12 protein-coding genes and 1 riboswitch are annotated in these 16396 nt (G+C 60.9%); of the genes, 5 read left to right on the plus strand and 7 right to left on the minus strand.

The genetic code is table 11. The features are described from left to right. Window positions 1–186: 186 nt before the first annotated feature. From sthA to PH605_RS23985, 3 genes are all read right to left on the minus strand, one after another. Window positions 187–1590 (minus strand): Si-specific NAD(P)(+) transhydrogenase, encoded by a 1404-nt coding sequence (sthA, locus tag PH605_RS23975; RefSeq protein WP_065656145.1) that lies wholly within the window; start codon window positions 1588–1590, stop codon window positions 187–189. 242 nt (window positions 1591–1832) lie between these two features. Beyond that, the gene (locus PH605_RS23980) at window positions 1833–2366 is read right to left on the minus strand and encodes a DUF1003 domain-containing protein (protein ID WP_065656128.1); all 534 of its coding nucleotides are present in this window, start codon (window positions 2364–2366) and stop codon (window positions 1833–1835) included. A 114-nt stretch (window positions 2367–2480) separates the two neighbouring features. Further along, complete coding sequence (locus tag PH605_RS23985; protein WP_161988017.1) at window positions 2481–4421, minus strand: LTA synthase family protein; 1941 nt, start codon at window positions 4419–4421, stop codon at window positions 2481–2483. A 222-nt stretch (window positions 4422–4643) separates the two neighbouring features. Between PH605_RS23985 and PH605_RS23990 the strand changes: the two genes are divergently transcribed. Further along, window positions 4644–6323 (plus strand): NAD+ synthase, encoded by a 1680-nt coding sequence (locus PH605_RS23990; RefSeq protein WP_142846528.1) that lies wholly within the window; start codon window positions 4644–4646, stop codon window positions 6321–6323. A 249-nt stretch (window positions 6324–6572) separates the two neighbouring features. On the opposite strand, the gene PH605_RS23995 is transcribed toward PH605_RS23990, so the two are convergent. Further along, complete coding sequence (locus PH605_RS23995) at window positions 6573–6950, minus strand: glyoxalase superfamily protein (RefSeq protein ID WP_142846529.1); 378 nt, start codon at window positions 6948–6950, stop codon at window positions 6573–6575. 191 nt (window positions 6951–7141) lie between these two features. Here PH605_RS23995 and PH605_RS24000 point away from each other — a divergent pair, with 191 nt between their 5' ends. After that, the gene (locus PH605_RS24000; RefSeq protein WP_142846530.1) at window positions 7142–7972 is read left to right on the plus strand and encodes a TolB family protein; all 831 of its coding nucleotides are present in this window, start codon (window positions 7142–7144) and stop codon (window positions 7970–7972) included. Between the two features lie 64 nt (window positions 7973–8036). After that, window positions 8037–8219: riboswitch (cobalamin riboswitch) on the plus strand. A gap of 77 nt (window positions 8220–8296) precedes the next feature. Next, window positions 8297–8983 (plus strand): 5,6-dimethylbenzimidazole synthase, encoded by a 687-nt coding sequence (bluB, locus tag PH605_RS24005; RefSeq protein WP_142846531.1) that lies wholly within the window; start codon window positions 8297–8299, stop codon window positions 8981–8983. 194 nt (window positions 8984–9177) lie between these two features. Here bluB and PH605_RS24010 read toward each other — a convergent pair whose 3' ends face one another. Continuing rightward, window positions 9178–10293, minus strand: a complete 1116-nt coding sequence (locus PH605_RS24010) for a DUF2865 domain-containing protein (RefSeq protein ID WP_161988018.1) — start codon at window positions 10291–10293, stop codon at window positions 9178–9180. Window positions 10294–10429: 136 nt separating this feature from the next. Continuing rightward, window positions 10430–12745 carry an NADP-dependent malic enzyme gene (locus tag PH605_RS24015; RefSeq protein ID WP_078053050.1) on the minus strand — a complete coding sequence of 772 codons (2316 nt, stop codon included), beginning with the start codon at window positions 12743–12745 and terminating at the stop codon, window positions 10430–10432. A 228-nt stretch (window positions 12746–12973) separates the two neighbouring features. On the opposite strand from PH605_RS24015, the gene PH605_RS24020 reads away from it, so the two are divergent. Continuing rightward, a complete protein-coding gene (locus PH605_RS24020) occupies window positions 12974–13813 on the plus strand; it encodes a UDP-2,3-diacylglucosamine diphosphatase (protein WP_161988019.1) in 840 nt (279 codons plus the stop codon). Between the two features lie 290 nt (window positions 13814–14103). Here PH605_RS24020 and dgcA read toward each other — a convergent pair whose 3' ends face one another. Further along, window positions 14104–15087, minus strand: coding sequence for an N-acetyl-D-Glu racemase DgcA (dgcA, locus tag PH605_RS24025; protein WP_142846532.1), 984 nt, complete (start codon window positions 15085–15087; stop codon window positions 14104–14106). Between the two features lie 144 nt (window positions 15088–15231). Here dgcA and PH605_RS24030 point away from each other — a divergent pair, with 144 nt between their 5' ends. Further along, on the plus strand, window positions 15232–16392 hold the full coding sequence (locus tag PH605_RS24030; protein WP_080856411.1) for an ABC transporter permease: 1161 nt from the start codon (window positions 15232–15234) through the stop codon (window positions 16390–16392). The last annotated feature ends 4 nt before the right edge of the window (window positions 16393–16396 follow it).

A 16396-nucleotide genomic window follows, 5' to 3' on the forward strand; every position in this document is an offset into this window, starting at 1 on the left:
GATCTCGGCTGCGTAAACCAGTCCGGAAATACGGCCGCCTGCCTGCATAGGCCGGGATGCGCATCCCGGCCTATGCATCAAGTAAACCACAATACGTCCACACAAGTCCGGGGTGACGGGGAGAGGAAGCTACGACCTTACCAAGCGCGGCCGCATGGCATTTGGCAGTGCTGCCGAATACTCCGCTCAATCCTTCTTGATCTCACCCATGCGGTTCCACGCATCCAGCCCGGCAATCTTGTAAGCCTCGGCAAGTGTGGGATAGTTGAACGTGTTCTCGACGAAATATTCCACAGTGCCTTTGAGGTTCAGCACCGCCTGGCCGATATGCACCAGTTCGGTGGCACCTTCGCCGACGATGTGGACGCCGAGCAGGCGGCGGGTTTTGAGCGAGAAGATCATCTTCAACAGCCCGCTGTCGAGACCCATGATGTGGCCGCGCGAGGTTTCGCGGAAATGGGCGATGCCGCATTCATAGGGAATGCCGCGTTCGATGACTTCTTCTTCCGTCAGGCCGCAGGTGGAAATTTCCGGTACGGCATAGATGCCGTAAGGGAAGAATTGCGGCGGTTCGCCGGCCGGTGCGCCGACGGCGTGGCGGGCGGCGATGCGGCCCTGTTCCATGGAGGTGGAGGCAAGGCTCGGGAAACCGATGATGTCGCCGGCGGCATAGATGTTCGGCACCGAGGTCTGGAAGGTTTCGGGATCGACCTTCAGCCGGCCGCGGCTATCGGCCTCCAGCCCGCAGGCCGAAAGATTGAGTGTATCGGTGGCGCCGACACGGCCGGCGGCGAAGAGGACGGTCTCCGCCTTCAGGACGCGGCCATTGCCGAGCGAGACGAGGCACTTGCCGCTTTCGTCGCGTTCCACCTTTTCCGCCTTCTGGCCGAAGATCAGCTTCATGTTGCGGTCGCGCAGCTGATAGGCGAAATCCTCGACGATTTCCTTGTCGATGAATTCCAGCATGGTTTCGCGCGGCTCCACCACCGTCACCTGCGTATCGAGCGCGCTGAAGATGGTGGCATATTCGATGCCGATGACGCCAGCGCCAACGACGACCATGGAGCGCGGGAGTTCCTTGATCTCAAGAATCTCGTCCGAGTCGAGCACCGCTTCGCCATCGAAGGGAATATGCGGCGGCCGGTAGGGGCGGGTGCCGATGGTCAGCAGGATGGAGGTGCCCGTCACGGTCATGATCTCGCCGTCGCTCTTCACCACCTTCATGGTGTTGGCGTCGATGAAGCTCGCCGTGCCGCGAATGTGCTGCACGCGGTTGCGGGCGAACTGGTGTTCCAGCACTTCCACTTCGTGATCCAGCGTGATGAGCAGGCGGCGGCGCAGGTCTTCCGCATCGATCTCCTGCTTGACGCGATAGGCGCGGCCGTAAAAACCGCGCTCGCGCCAGCCGGTGAGATTGAGCGCCGTCTCGCGCAGGGTCTTCGATGGAATGGTGCCGGTGTGCACGGAAACGCCGCCGACGCGGCTGCCCTTCTCGATGACCAGAACCCTCTTTTCGAGCTTGGCGGCCTGAATGGCGGCCCGTCTTCCCGCCGGACCGCTGCCGACAACAATCAGATCGAACTGGTGCATGAAAAACCCCGGAACAGAATTATTGCGATGACCGGATGTCGCATCCGGCATGGCGTCGCCGCGAAATGGTCGTGATGCCATTTTGACGATGGGGAGTGATTCCCCTTCAGCCTTGCCCGCAAGAGTGCAATGCAACAAACGCCTGCGTCAATCTGTAGCGTAAGAATCTGACGGATTCGTAACTGGGGGTGAGGTTTCAGGGGGTTGTGCGATTTCTGGAGGGCAGAGGGGGGTAAGCGGCTTCAGTCTTCCTTGCGGGTGACATGGCGGTGAAGGGCTGCAAGGTCCTGCCGGAGCGCGGCCAGTTCGGCCAGCACCTTCACATCGATCTTTTCATGCAGGGAAAGAACCTCAAGCTCGGCCTTCAGGTTCACCTCATAGTCCTTGGCGGCCTCGAAACGGTCGCGGGCGGCCTGGCGGTTCTGCGACATCATGATGATCGGCGCCTGAATGGCCGCCAGCATGGAAAGCAGCAGGTTTAGGAAGATAAAGGGGTAGGGATCGAAAGCGCCGGTCGTCAGGATGATGGTGTTGATGACGGCCCAGAAGATCAGGAAAAAGCAGAAACCGAGGATGAAACCCCAGGAGCCGCCGACCTTGGCGATATTGTCGGCCAGCCTGTCGCCGAAACTCGCACCAGCGGAAAATTCCGCATTGGTGTCGCTCGAAATCAGTTTCTTCTGGTGCGACAGTTCCAGAATGCGCCGCTCCACTTCGCCGATTTCGCGAGAGGAACGCTTGAAATGCGAAACGATATAGTCGGAGATATCTGACACGGTGTGTCTCCGGTTCTGATGAGGCGATGCGGATGTTCCCGAGATAAACCCGCATGGCGGCGGAATTCAAACGATTTCCACCGCCATGCGGTTCAGGCGTCCCCGCCGAAAACATCAGACCGATGGCGCGCCCTCGTGCAGCCAGTTGAAACCGGGGAAGAAGCGCTCGCGGCCATATTGCTGGCCGAACATCATGTCGAATTGCAGCAGGCGGTAGTCGCGCACCACGTCGGGAACGGCGTTCGGGGCAATTGACCAGTCGGGCAGGGCCTTGCCGTCGGTTGCCACCAGCATATGCCGGTCGATGACGGAAAAGGCCTGCTGCACGTCGCCCAGCGTGCCGGTGTAGAAGGGATCGGAGAAGCCCGCCGTTTTCAGCACGTGATAAGGCAAAAGCGCCGGGCTGATGGTGCCGATATTCTTGCGCACGCCCTTCTTTGAGGACCAGACGATGAGCGGCGTCTCATGTTCCTTCTTCATCACCTCCAGCGGCGCGCGGCGGCTGGCTACCATGCCCGGCATGTAGCCGCTTTCCACGAAGGTCTGGCCGAGCGGCGGCAGGTGATCGCCGAACAGGACGACGATGGTTTCCCGGTCACGCTTCTTCGCCCAGCGCATGAGTTTCAGCAGCGCTTCATCGGCTTCCGCCACCCCTTGCGAATAGGTGGCCAGCGCCTGCGAGGCCGAGGCGGAAAGGCCGCCCTCGACGCCGATGGTGTTTTCGGCGTAACGGGTCGCCTCGTAGGGGCCGTGTCCCTGAAGGGTGACGGCGAAGAGGAAGAGCGGGTTCTGCGCCTTCTCGGCCGTCGCCATGATCTCGTCCATCAGCGCATCGTCGGAGGCGAAGTTGCCGCGTTTTTCCATCGTCGGCAGCGTCTCTTCGGAGCGGAATTCCTCGAAGCCGAAGTTTTTGTAGACCTGCTTGCGGTTCCAAAACCATTCCTGGAAGGGGTGCATGGCGATGGCGGAATAACCTTCGCCACGGAAGAAGCTGGCGAGCGAGGGCACCGGGCGGCGGATATATTGCTGATAGGGAATGCTGCCATAGGGCAGGAAGGCGTTGGAGAAGCCGGTCAGCGCCTCGAATTCCACATTCGCCGTCATGCCGCCGAATTCCGGGGAAAAGACATTGCCGGACTGTTTGGCGCGGATCGTCGGCATGGGATCGGCGGAGAGGCTCACATTTTCCAGCCGCGTCGGATCCCACAGCGATTCGCTCATCAGCATGATGACATCGGGGTAATCGCCCTTGTTGGCGGCAAAGGCGGCGGGTTCGGATGTCAGGTCTGCAATGGTGTTTTCGCCGTAACCCTGCGGCGCCGAGACATTGGCCATCGGAATATTGAAGGCGAAGGCCATCAGGAAGCCGTTATGGCGGTAATTTTCCTGCTGATCCCACATCATGGGAATGATGTTGAGGCGATCGCGCACCCAGGAATAATGCGAATAGTCCATCAGCGAGGCGAGACCCGCAAGAAGCGGCAGCGCCAGCGCGAGACCGGCGGCGCGTTCTCGCCAGCTCAAGCCCGGTGAATGGCGGCGCGCCAGCAGCCACAGCGCCGTAAGTGCCGCAATCGCGGCGCAGATACCGAGAGCGACGAGTGCTGCCGTCATCGGCTGGGCCTTCAGCATGGTCGGCAGAAGCTCGAGAATCTGGCGGCCGAACAGCAGGTCGGATGGATAAAGCGGATCGGAAAGATAGGTCTGTTTCTGTGCCGAAATCAGCCCCGTCAGCGCGCAGAGCGGCGCAAGCGCGATCAGCGACAGGTAACGCCTGCCAAGAAGTGCATCCAGCGCCACGAGAAGGGCAAGCACGGCGGCAATGGTGGTCATGCCGGGGCGGGCGGAGGAGGTGAGGAAAGCGCCGACATCCGTGAGCGAGCCGCGGGCGATCCACTCCAGCGCCACGACCAGCACGACGGACGCGATCGTCAGATTGGCAAGCGGATAGGCGATGCCCGAAAGCTTGGAAAGGCTCCTTGTCCATGCAGGCGAAAAGACGAAACCAGCCTTTTCGGAAGCCGTTGTTTTTGGCGCCGAATCTCTCAAACCCATACTCCGGTATCGCAGGCGGCACGGCCGATCCGGGGAGGTGAATCGGGTGTCGCAAAAGTGTCATGTAACTGTCACATAAGCGCGATGAACGCGACATGAACTTTGAAGAGTCTGGCCGGTGCGGCGATAACCTTAGCGTGAACGCGCGCGGACGAAGCCTAACGGGCGTCGCCATGCAATTGCCGCGTTGCGGAGCGGGCACGGGCGCGGTATTGAAAAGCCATGAGCGACAGACACGATATAGAGAACCATCTCCGGATTGCCGTCGGGCAGTTCAATCCCACCGTTGGCGACGTGGCGGGCAATCTCGCCAAGGCGCGCGAGGCAAGGGCAGATGCGGCGACGCAGGGCGCCGATCTTCTGCTTCTGACCGAGCTGTTCATATCGGGCTATCCGCCGGAAGATCTGGTGCTGAAGCCGGCTTTCCTGAAAGCATGCCTGAAAGCCGTGGAAGAGCTGGCGGCGGAAACCGCCGATGGCGGGCCGGGCATCGTCATCGGTTTTCCGCGACAGGGTGGGACGGGCCGGCACAATTCCGTGGCACTTCTGGATGGCGGCAAGATCATCGCGCTGCGCGACAAGATCGACCTGCCGAATTACGGCGAGTTCGACGAAAAGCGTGTTTTCTCTGAGGGCTCGATTTCCGGTCCCTATAATTTCCGTGGGGTCAGGATCGGCATTCCGATCTGCGAGGAAATCTGGAACGATATGGGTGTCTGCGAAACGCTCGCCGAAAGCGGGGCGGAAATCCTGCTGGTGCCGAACGGTTCGCCCTATTATCGCGGCAAGCTGGATGTGCGCCATCAGGTGGCGCTGCGGCAGGTTATCGAAAGCGGTTTGCCGCTCGTTTTCGCCAACCAGCTGGGTGGGCAGGATGAGCTGGTGTTCGACGGCGCGAGCTTCGGCTTCAATGCCGATAAGACGCTCGCTTTCCAGATGAGCCAGTTCGAGGCCACACTTGCCGTCACCGACTGGAAACGCACGGCAGACGGCTGGCATTGCGATAGCGGACCTTTCTCGAAGATTCCCGAAGGCGAGGAGGCGGATTACCGCGCCTGCATGCTGGGCTTCCGCGATTACGTCAACAAGAACGGCTTCAAGAGCGTGGTTCTCGGCCTTTCCGGCGGCATCGATTCGGCGATCTGTGCCGCCCTTGCCGTCGATGCGCTGGGCGAGGAGCGGGTGCGCTGCATCATGTTGCCTTACCGTTATACTTCGGAGGAATCGCTGAAGGACGCAGCCGATTGCGCGAAAGCGCTGGGCTGCCGTTACGATATTGTGCCGATCGTCGAGCCGGTGGAAGGATTCCTTTCGGCGCTTTCCGATCTCTTCGAGGGCACGGAAGAGGGCATTACCGAGGAAAACCTGCAGAGCCGCACGCGCGGCACCATTTTGATGGCCGTCTCGAACAAGTTCGGCTCCATGGTGGTGACGACGGGCAACAAGTCGGAAATGTCGGTGGGTTATGCGACGCTCTACGGCGACATGAATGGCGGTTTCAACCCCATCAAGGACCTCTACAAGATGCAGGTCTATGCCATTTCCAGCTGGCGCAACGCCCATGTGCCGCCGGGCGCGCTCGGCCCTTCCGGCGAAGTGATCCCGGCCAATATCATTTCCAAGGCCCCGTCGGCCGAATTGCGCCCCAACCAGACCGACCAGGATTCGCTGCCGCCCTATCCGGTGCTGGACGATATTCTGGAATGCCTCGTCGAAAAGGAAATGTCGGTCGAGGAAATTCTGGCGCGCGGTCATGATGTGGCGACCGTGCACCGGGTGGAGCATCTGCTCTATCTCGCCGAATATAAGCGCCGGCAATCGGCCCCGGGGGTGAAGATCACCAAGAAGAACTTTGGGCGTGACAGGCGTTATCCGATCACCAACCGGTTTCGGGATCGGTGATTGAAGGAAGACGCTGGTAGCGGATGTTTTGCCCGGCGTTGCCGCTCGTTTCTTCTCCCCGCCGGGGAGAAGGTGGCCCGAAGGGTCGGATGAGGGGGCAACGTTGCCGTAACTCACTACCCTTGCCCCCTCATCTCGCTGCCGCGGACTTCTCCCCGGCGGGGAGAAGAAACAAGGGGCATTCGCTCGTTCCACAACCTTCGTGTTTAAGCAAGCGGCGCGGAGAAAACCCCGCGCCGTTCGCTGATCTCAAATAACCTGCCCCACATCGATGCGGTTGCCATCCGGGTCTTCAAACACAAAGGCGCGCAGGCCGTAATCCTTGTCCTGGAGGCCCTTGATGATGCGCAAGCCCTCACTCTTGCAGAGCGCATGCAGCGCATCCACATCGCTCACCATCATATGCGCCACGTTGAAGGGTGCTGCCTTGTGGCTGGGCTGCAATGTCAGATGCAGTTCGGCGTTGCCCTGTTTGAGGATCATGAAGCCGACGGGGGTGCCGTTTTCGAAGGTCTTTTCGAAGCCCAGCACGCCAACGTAAAAATCGTGGGCCTTTTCGATGTTTTTGACAGGAAGCATTGCGGCGATCCGGCCGAAGCGGATGCCGTGATCGGCGATGGTATTCATCGCGGAACCTCGGATCTGGGAGAAACGGCAAGGGTCACGGACGGTGCTGGAGCGCTGGCGTTTTTTCCGGTTTGAATTTGCAGGACGGTGCCTGCCGCCCTAGGATCATAATCGAGGCGATGGCGGATGCAAACGGAATGTCTGCATTGCCCGGCGCTTTGAACGAGACACGGACACGCCCGGGAGGCAGAATGCGCAGCTCCATCGAAATCTTCAACATCCGCACCCGGCAGATGCGGGTGGTGTGGCAGACGCCTGATCTTTTTGAAGCGCCGAACTGGTCGCCGGATGGAAAATATCTGCTGCTGAACAGCGAAGGTCTGCTTTACCGCCTGTCTCTTGCCGGTGATATCGCGCCGGAGAAGGTCGATACCGGCTTTGCCACGCTCTGCAACAATGATCACGGTATTTCGCCGGATGGATCGCTCTACGCCATTTCCGATAAGGTGGAATTTGGCAAGAGCGCCATCTATCTCATGGCCTCGACGGGCGGCGCGCCGCGGTTGATGACGAAAAATCTTCCCTCTTACTGGCATGGCTGGTCGCCGGATGGGAAAGGTTTTGCCTATTGCGGCATTCGCGATCAGGTCTTCGATATCTATTCGATGGATATAACAAGCGGCGTCGAGACGCGGCTGACCCATGGCGAGGGCCGCAATGACGGGCCGGATTATTCGCCTGACGGCGAGTGGATCTATTTCAATTCCAGCCGCACCGGGCGAATGCAGATCTGGCGCGTGCGGGTGGATGGCTCCGCCGTCGAGCGCATTACCGACAGTCCCTATGGCGACTGGTTTCCGCACCCGTCTCCGAAGGGAGACAAGGTGGTGTTCGTTTCCTATGACGGCGACGTTTTCGACCATCCGCGCGATCTCGATGTGCGGGTGCGGCTGATAGACATGGATGGCGGCAATGCTGAGACGCTGTTCGAACTTTTCGGCGGGCAGGGCACGATGAACTCGCCCAACTGGTCACCGGATGGGGATGAGTTCGCTTATGTCCGGTATTTTCCGGTGGAATGATGGGGGTGAGGCGGGCCACATTGCCGCACCACCGGCAGGATGCTTGCATTCGCAAACTTTTTTGCCCATAGCTTGCCTGTCAGGTGCCTGCCCTTGCGGCGGGAGAATCGGGAATCCGGTGAAAGACCGGAACGTGCCCAGCGCTGTGAGGCGGACGTTCTTTTTTTAAAGCCACTGAAGCAATTCGGGAAGGCGAAAAGGGCGGATGAAGCCAAGTCAGAAGACCGGCCTGACGGGATAGACCGAACCGCGCGGACGGCGGCAGGTTGTTGTCGAGGCGGGGTGCGCATTTGCGCCCGGCCTTCGCATTGTTGGGGATAGACGATGCCAGCCAGTTCGTTCGATCATGCGCTCTCGCCCGCCCGCCCGTTTTCCTGTGAGGAACGCGAGGCCATTTACCGCGCCATCGAGACCCGTCGCGACGTGCGCGACCAGTTCCTGCCGGACCCGCTGCCGGACGATCTGGTGGAGCGTCTTTTGAAGGCGGCCCATTCCGCGCCCTCGGTCGGTTTCATGCAGCCGTGGAATTTCACCCTCATCACCGATGGCGCGATCCGTCAGGCGGCCTTTGTGGCTTTCAGCCGCGCCAATGAGGAGGCGGCGGCGATGTTCACGGGCGAGCAGCAGGCGCTTTATCGCAGTCTCAAGCTTGAAGGCATCCGCAAGGCGCCGCTCAGCATCTGCGTCACCTGCGATCCGACGCGCGGCGGCAAGGTGGTGCTGGGCCGCACCCATAATCCGCGCACGGATGTCTATTCCACCGTCTGCGCCATCCAGAATCTCTGGCTCGCGGCGCGCGCCGAAGGCATCGGTGTCGGCTGGGTGAGCATTTTCCACGATAGCGACATTCGCACCATTCTCGATATTCCCGACCATATCGAAATCGTCGCCTGGCTTTGCCTCGGCCGTGTCGATGCGCTCTATAACGAGCCGGAACTGGCGGTGAAGGGCTGGCGACAGCGCGTGCCGCTGGAGGAACTGGTGTTTCGTAACCGCTGGGGCGGGGTGTAGAAGCGTAGGCCTGTGAACAAGGCGGGGCCTTGCCGTGTGTTTCTTCTCCCCGCCGGGGAGAAAGTGGCCCGGAAGGTCGGATGAGAGGGCAAGCTCTCCGAATATCGCTGACGCCGCCCTCTCATCGCGCTGCCGCGGAGTTCTCTCGCTCGGGGAGAAGAAACAAGCGGCGCCTGCTCGCTCCGCGATGTATGTCACTGCTGCGGCTGTATACCCTTCAGTGCCGGGTTCTTCAGGTCGATCCGGCCCGTCTGGTCGGGCAGGAATTTCGGGCCTATGACGCGGACGCGGCTGTCGTTGGGGTCATAGTCGCGTTCGGGAACGGGCTGTTCCTGCGGCTTGGCGGCCTGTTGCTGTTCGGCGGGTTTCTCAGCCTTGTCAGCTTGCGGTGATGGAATGGTGGTGATGCCGGAATAGGGTTTTTCGGGCTGCGGCCGGGCGGCCTCTTCCTGCTTTTGCATTTCCTTGTGATAGGCGGCCATGTTGCAGGCGCAGCCTGGCGCTTTTGTACTGGCGTTTCGATAGGCGAAGGCGGTTGGCAGGTCCCTGTAGGGCTTGCCTGTTTCCGCAGACACCATATCGGCGGTTTCCTGATCCGTCATGGAGTGGAAATAAAGCTCCGTCTCGGTGCCCGGACACATTTTCTCGCACTGCTCCGCCTGGGCGCGGAAATCGAGCGGCGAGGCATTGGACGCGATGGGGAAAAACGAGCCGTCGCAGGTGCGCACGCAGAGTGTGCGAAGCCCGCCCTCGGCGGCGGCGTTGGGGTAGGGCGAAAGCCCCGCCTGTCCCGGCTCATCGTCGTTCTGCGGGCCATTCTGCCGAAAGGCGTCGGGATAACGCGTCACATCCGGAGGCGGAGGCAATTGTGTTTCCGTCTGCGGCAGGGTGTTGCAGCCATTGGCATCGAGGGCGGCGAGGATGCGCTGACGCCTGATGTCGCCGTCGTCGCTACGCGCGGCCGCCATGGCGTCGTCGCGGTCACGGATGATGGCGTCGCGCTCGCTTTCCGCTTCCGCCAGCGCATCGCCGATCTCGGCGCAGATACCGGCATTGGGATTGCCATAGACGATGACGCTGCCGGATGAGCAGCCATAGCCGCGCAGGTCGTTCCTGATCTTGCGGATGACGATATTCTGGCGGGCGAGCGCGTTGGCATAACGGCGCACCTCTGCCGTGTTGCCTATGACGCGGGGCGGCTCGCGCAATTGCGCATAAAGCGTATCGCAGACCTGATCCGCGAAGGCGGCGGCCGGGGCGATGAAAACAAGGGGAAGCAGGAGGCCGATGATGCGGCTGCGGCGGGTCAATTGTTCGATCCGTTCGATGTCCCCGGCCGGTGGCAGGGGCGTTATACTTCACGACATCCGTGTTTCGGGAAGATAACATAAGCTGTTGCCGCAATGCGGCAACAGCCTGTTCAAAATTGCGTTAATGCGGCCTCTATCACACCGAAGGATGCGAGGCCTGCACCACGGCAAACGCCGCCATGTTGACCACGCCGCGCGAGGTGACGCTGGGCGACAGGATATGGGCGGGCAGGGCCGTGCCGAGCAGGATCGGGCCGACATGCAGGCCTTCCGTCAAGGTGCGGGTGACGCCGAGCGTGATGTTGGCGGCATCGAGGTTCGGGAAAACCAGAAGGTTCGCTTCGCCCGTCAGCACGCTGTTCGGCATGGCACGCTTGCGCAGCGCTTCCGAAAGGGCCGAACCGCCCTGCATTTCGCCATCCACTTCCAGTTCCGGTGCGGCTTCCTGCACGATCTTCAGGGCGCGGCGCATCTTGCGGGCGCTTTCGGAATCGCGCGAGCCGAAATTGGAATGGCTGGCGAGGGCGATCTTCGGCGTGATGCCGAAGCGGCGGATTTCCTTGGCCGCGAGAATGGCCATTTCCGCCACTTCCTCGGAGGTCGGGTCGTAATTCACGAAAGTATCGGTGAGGAACAGCGCACCCTGCTGGGTGATGAGCAGGCTGAGGCCCGCGAAGGAACGCACGCCTTCCTGCTTGCCGATGATCTGGTTGACGTCGCGCAGGTGGCGGTCGTAACGGCCTTCGAGGCCGCAGATCAGCGCATCCGCTTCGCCGCGCTTCACCGACAGCGCGCCGATGACGGTCGTGTTGGTGCGCACGATGGTGCGGGCTGCTTCCGGGTTGATACCGACGCGACCGACAAGGGCGAAATAGTCATCGACATAGTCGCGGTAGCGCGGATCGTCTTCCGGATTGACCACCGCGAAATCCGTATGTGGGCGGATGCGCAGGCCGAAGCGCTTCAGGCGCGTTTCGATGATCTGCGGGCGGCCGATGAGGATCGGGATGCCGGTGCCTTCTTCCAGCAGCACCTGGGCGGCGCGCAGCACGCGCTCGTCTTCGCCTTCGGCAAAGATGATGCGCTTCTTTTCGGCGGCTTTCGCGGCGTTGAATACCGGCTTCATGATGAAGCCGGAACGCCAGACGAAACGGTTCAGCTGGTCGAGATAGGCTTCGAAATCGGTGATCGGCCGGGCGGCGACACCGCTTGCGGCCGCCGCGCGGGCAACGGCTGGCGCAATGCGCAGGATGAGCCGCGGATCGAAGGGCGAGGGGATGAGGTAGTTCGGGCCGAAGACCGGCGTTTCGCCGCTATAGGCCTTTGCGGCCACTTCTGAAACTTCCTCACGCGCGAGTTCGGCGATGGCCTGCACGGCGGCCATCTTCATTTCCTCGTTGATCGTGGTTGCGCCGCAATCCAGCGCGCCGCGGAAGATATAGGGGAAGCAGAGAACGTTGTTCACCTGGTTCGGGAAATCCGAACGACCGGTGCAGATCATCGCATCCGGACGGGCCGCACGCGCCGCCTCCGGCATGATTTCCGGATTGGGGTTGGCAAGCGCCAGGATCAGCGGGTTCTCCGCCATGCGCTCCAGGAGTTCCGGCTTCAGCACGCCGGCGGCGGAAAGGCCGAGGAAGACATCCGCGCCGTCGATGGTTTCGGAGAGAACGCGCTTGTCGGTCTTCTGGGCGTAAACTTCCTTCCACTCGTCCATCAGCGTGTTGCGGCCATCGTAAACGAGGCCTTCGATGTCGTGGACCCAGATGTTTTCTTTCTTCGCGCCCATCGAAACGAGCAGGTTGAGGCAGGCAAGGGCTGCCGCGCCGGCGCCCGAGGCGACGATCTTGACGCTCGAGAGCGATTTTCCGGCGAGTTCCAGTGCGTTGGTGACGGCGGCGGCGACGATGATCGCGGTGCCGTGCTGGTCATCGTGGAAGACCGGGATGTTCATCTTCTCGCGCAGCTGGCGCTCAACCTCGAAACATTCCGGCGCCTTGATGTCCTCAAGGTTGATGCCGCCGAAGGTGGGCTCCAGCGCTGCGATGGTGGAGACCATGTCGTTGATGCCGGGCGCATCGATTTCGATATCGAAAACGTCGATGCCGGCGAATTTCTTGAAGAGGACGGCCTTGCCTTCCATCACCGGCTTGGAAGCAAGCGGGCCGATATTGCCGAGGCCGAGCACCGCCGTGCCGTTGGAAATGACGGCGACGAGGTTGGCGCGGGCGGTATATTCCGCCGCTGTTTCCGGATTTTCATGGATGGCGAGGCAGGGGGCGGCAACACCCGGCGAGTAGGCCAGCGCCAGATCGCGCTGGTTGCCGAGCGGCTTGGTGGCCTGGATTTCCAGCTTGCCGGGACGCGGATAGCGGTGGAAAAAGAGCGCCTGTTCCTCGATGTCGGCCTTTGCCGTGTTGGCGGGCGTGTTGTTCTTATCGTGAGAGGTCATTCTTCCACCGTCATGTCTGGTTCAATTCCGGACCCCTGAATACAACAAACTTCCCCGTGGTACAGCCGTTATTTGACCGCACCTTATGCAAATGCGGCCATGGCTTATTCGCGTTTTCGTGAAGGCTTTCGTCATATTCCCTATAAAAACCGGCGTCTGTCATGTTGCTGAAACACGAGTCTGGTTCTGAGAGGTAAGAAAGCCGCAGGGACGCAACCGAACAGGGGGATGAAATCCGTGGCCGGTCAAATCGAAACCAGACAGTTCAGAACGCTTTTCATTTCGGATGTTCATCTCGGCTCCAAGGCGGCCAAGACGGATTATCTGCTCGACTTCCTGAAATATCACGAGGCCGAGACGATCATTCTCGTCGGCGACATTGTCGACGGCTGGCGTCTGCGCCGCAGCTGGTACTGGCCGCAGGGCTGCAACGACGTGGTGCAGAAGCTTCTGCGCAAGGCCCGCAAGGGAACGCGCATCGTCTATATTCCCGGCAATCATGACGAATTCCTGCGGGAATTTCCGGGCATGCATTTCGGCGGCATCGAAGTTGCCGAGCGCATGATTCATGAGGCCGCCGACGGCAAGAAGTACCTGATCATCCATGGCGACGAGTTCGACGTGGTGGTGCGCAACGCCCGCCTGCTCGCTTATCTTGGCGACTGGGCCTATGACGCGGCAATTGCGCTCAACATCGCCATCGCCGCCGTGCGCCGCCGCATCGGCCTGCCTTACTGGTCGTTCTCGGCCTGGGCCAAGCTGCAGGTCAAACACGCCGTCAATTTCATCGGCGAATTCCAGCGCGTGGTGGCCGACGAGGCGCGACGCAACAATGTCGATGGCGTGATTTGTGGGCACATCCACCACGCTGTCATGGAAGACATGGACGGCATCCGCTACATCAACACCGGCGACTGGGTGGAAAGCTGCACGGCGATTGCCGAAAATGCGGATGGCAGCTTCGAGCTGATCACCTGGATGCAAACGAGCGACGTTACCGCCGAACACACATCGGACGAGATGGAGCCGGTGGATATTCCGGGGCTGATCGGGAAGCACGCGGCGTGAGTCGGCGCGTCTGGTTGCAGGCTCACCTGTAAACGAAGTGTTTGGCAAAAATTGTAGCATCCGCATACCGTCATCCCGGCCCTGAGCCGGGATCCAGTGCGATCAAGTCTTTGATCGCGTAAGACCTATTTCTCACGCCGCAGACGCGCGGTGGCTGGATGCCGGATCAGGTCCGGCATGACGGAGGTGAGGCTTTAGAGCGTTCCCAGTAACCTTCCGGTTAGGCACCGGAGAGATGGTGCGAATGCAGCCTCTCGATGCCAGCCCAGTGCGGACCCTTAGCGAGAGTTCTACCCCCACAATTCCCGCCGTGCCGGATAAACCAGCGAACCCTCATAAACCAGCCCCGGCTCACGATCCTGCGCCAGCAGCAGCGGCCCGTCGAGATCTGCGAAGGCCGTGCCCTGCGCCGCCAGCACGGCAGGCGCCATGCCGAGCGAGGTGCCGAGCATGCAGCCGACCATGATGGTGAAGCCGAGCCTTTCGGCCTCAGCCTTCATGACGAGCGCTTCGGTCAGGCCGCCGGTCTTGTCGAGCTTGATGTTGATCGCATCGTAACGGTCGCGCAGGCCGGCGAGGTCCTTCGTGGAATGCACGCTTTCATCGGCGCAGATCAGCACCGGATGGTCGATGCGGGCGAGGATGTCATCCTTGCCGGCGGGTAGCGGCTGCTCGATCAGCGATATCTTCAGTTCTGCCGCAAGCCGCAGATAATATTCGATATTATAATCGTTCCAGCCTTCATTGGCGTCGATGATGATGCGCGCTTCGGGTGCGGCGGCGCGCACGGCCCTTAGACGCGCTTCGTCATCCGCCGTGCCGGTCTTGATCTTCAGCAGCGGGCGGCCTGCGTTTGCGGCCGTTTTCGCGGCCATGGTCTCGGGGTCGGCAAGCGAGATGGTGTAGGCGGTGACGAGCGGCTTTGCCGCCTGTCCAAGGATGCGCTCGGCAACGGTTTTGCCGGTGATCTTGGCTTCGAGGTCCCACAGCGCGCAATCCACCGCATTGCGGGCGGCGCCGGGTTGCATCGCCTGTTGCAGTTCCTGCCGTGTCACACCGCCGGCGATCTGCTCCGCCATCGCCTCGATATCGGCAATGACGCCTTCAATACTTTCGCCATAACGCGGATAGGGCACACATTCGCCGATACCGGTAAAGGAACCATCGCGGATGGTGCACGTTACGACATCCGCGTGGGTGCGGGTGCCGCGTGAAATGGTGAAGCTGCCGGCGACGGGAAAACGTTCCGTTGTGGCTTGAAGGTAACGGGGCATGTTTTTTTCACTTCCGATTGGGCGGCAAAAGACACATGACGCCAAATTTATCACGAATTGTCGGCCGTCACTGTGGCTTGCCGGAGGCCAAAACGTTATGAAACCTTTAAGAATCTCGTGACGGCTGCACTCGCTCGGAGCATTATGCAAGAACAGGACACACGGCAACAGGCGAACCCGGCCGCAATCACCGAAGACGACAGCGTCTCCGGCGGCGGCTTGCGTTTTGTCATGAGCGGTTCCTGGCGCAACAGCAATCTCGCCGGTGTTTTCCCCAGTCTTGAAAAGCTCGAAAAGAGCAAATCCGCCGGCCCGGTGGAAATCGATCTTTCTTCCGTCGAGGCCATCGATACGACGGGTGCATGGATCATCCAGCGCCTGCGCAAGGACCTCGAGGCGAATGGCGCCACCGTCACCGTGACGGGCAATGACCGTATCGAAGAGGTCATCGGCCAGTTGCCCGAAAAGGTGGAGATGGAGGGCGAGGCGCCCAAGAAGGTGGGGCTCGCCGAGCGTATTTTTGCGCCCATCGGCAAGGCCGTCATTCAGAACGGCGCGGATTTCCTGGCGGGCATGTATATTCTCGGCTCGGCCGTGCGCGGCGCGCAGATGAAGCTCGGGCGTGGGCGCGGCGTCTCGCCGGCGGCGATCGTCAACCAGATAGACCATATGGGCGTGCGCGCCGTGCCGATCATCATGCTGATGTCGTTCCTGATTGGTGCGATCATCGCCCAGCAGGGCGCGTTCCAGCTGCGTTATTTCGGTGCGGAAGTCTTCGTTGTCGATCTCGTCGGCATTCTGCAATTGCGTGAAATCGGCGTGCTTCTGACCGCGATCATGATCGCCGGCCGCTCCGGCAGCGCCATCACCGCCGAAATCGGCTCCATGAAGATGCGCGAGGAAATCGACGCGCTGAAGGTGATTGGCCTCAACCCCGTGGGCGTGCTGGTGTTTCCGCGGCTGGTGGCGCTCACCATCGCGCTGCCGCTTTTGACCATTCTCGCCAATTTCGCAGCGCTTTTCGGTGCGGCCATCGTGGCCTTTGCCTATTCCGGCATAACCTTCGAGGTGTTCCTGTCACGCCTGCATGGTGCCGTGGAGGAATCGACCATTGCCGCCGGCATGATCAAGGCGCCGTTCATGGCGCTCATCATTGGCATCGTCGCGGCCGTTGAAGGCATGAAGGTGGGCGGTTCGGCCGAATCGCTCGGCCAGCACGTCACCTCCTCGGTGGTGAAGTCGATCTTCGTCGTCATTCTGGTGGATGGTCTTTTCGCCATCTTCTACGCAGCCATCGATTTTTAGGGAG

The sequence above is a fragment of the Agrobacterium sp. CFBP 3001 genome, assembly GCF_027871605.1.
GTDB classification, from domain to species: Bacteria; Pseudomonadota; Alphaproteobacteria; order Rhizobiales; family Rhizobiaceae; genus Agrobacterium; species Agrobacterium leguminum.

Coding starts and splice junctions, on each gene's coding strand:
- sthA (WP_065656145.1), bottom strand. CDS start 1,590: ATGCACCAGTTCGATCTGATTGTTGTCGGCAGCGGTCCGGCGGGAAGA.
- PH605_RS23985 (WP_161988017.1), bottom strand. CDS start 4,421: ATGGGTTTGAGAGATTCGGCGCCAAAAACAACGGCTTCCGAAAAGGCT.
- PH605_RS23990 (WP_142846528.1), top strand. CDS start 4,644: ATGAGCGACAGACACGATATAGAGAACCATCTCCGGATTGCCGTCGGG.
- dgcA (WP_142846532.1), bottom strand. CDS start 15,087: ATGCCCCGTTACCTTCAAGCCACAACGGAACGTTTTCCCGTCGCCGGC.
- PH605_RS24015 (WP_078053050.1), bottom strand. CDS start 12,745: ATGACCTCTCACGATAAGAACAACACGCCCGCCAACACGGCAAAGGCC.
- PH605_RS24020 (WP_161988019.1), top strand. CDS start 12,974: ATGAAATCCGTGGCCGGTCAAATCGAAACCAGACAGTTCAGAACGCTT.
- PH605_RS24000 (WP_142846530.1), top strand. CDS start 7,142: ATGCGCAGCTCCATCGAAATCTTCAACATCCGCACCCGGCAGATGCGG.
- PH605_RS24030 (WP_080856411.1), top strand. CDS start 15,232: ATGCAAGAACAGGACACACGGCAACAGGCGAACCCGGCCGCAATCACC.
- bluB (WP_142846531.1), top strand. CDS start 8,297: ATGCCAGCCAGTTCGTTCGATCATGCGCTCTCGCCCGCCCGCCCGTTT.
- PH605_RS23995 (WP_142846529.1), bottom strand. CDS start 6,950: ATGAATACCATCGCCGATCACGGCATCCGCTTCGGCCGGATCGCCGCA.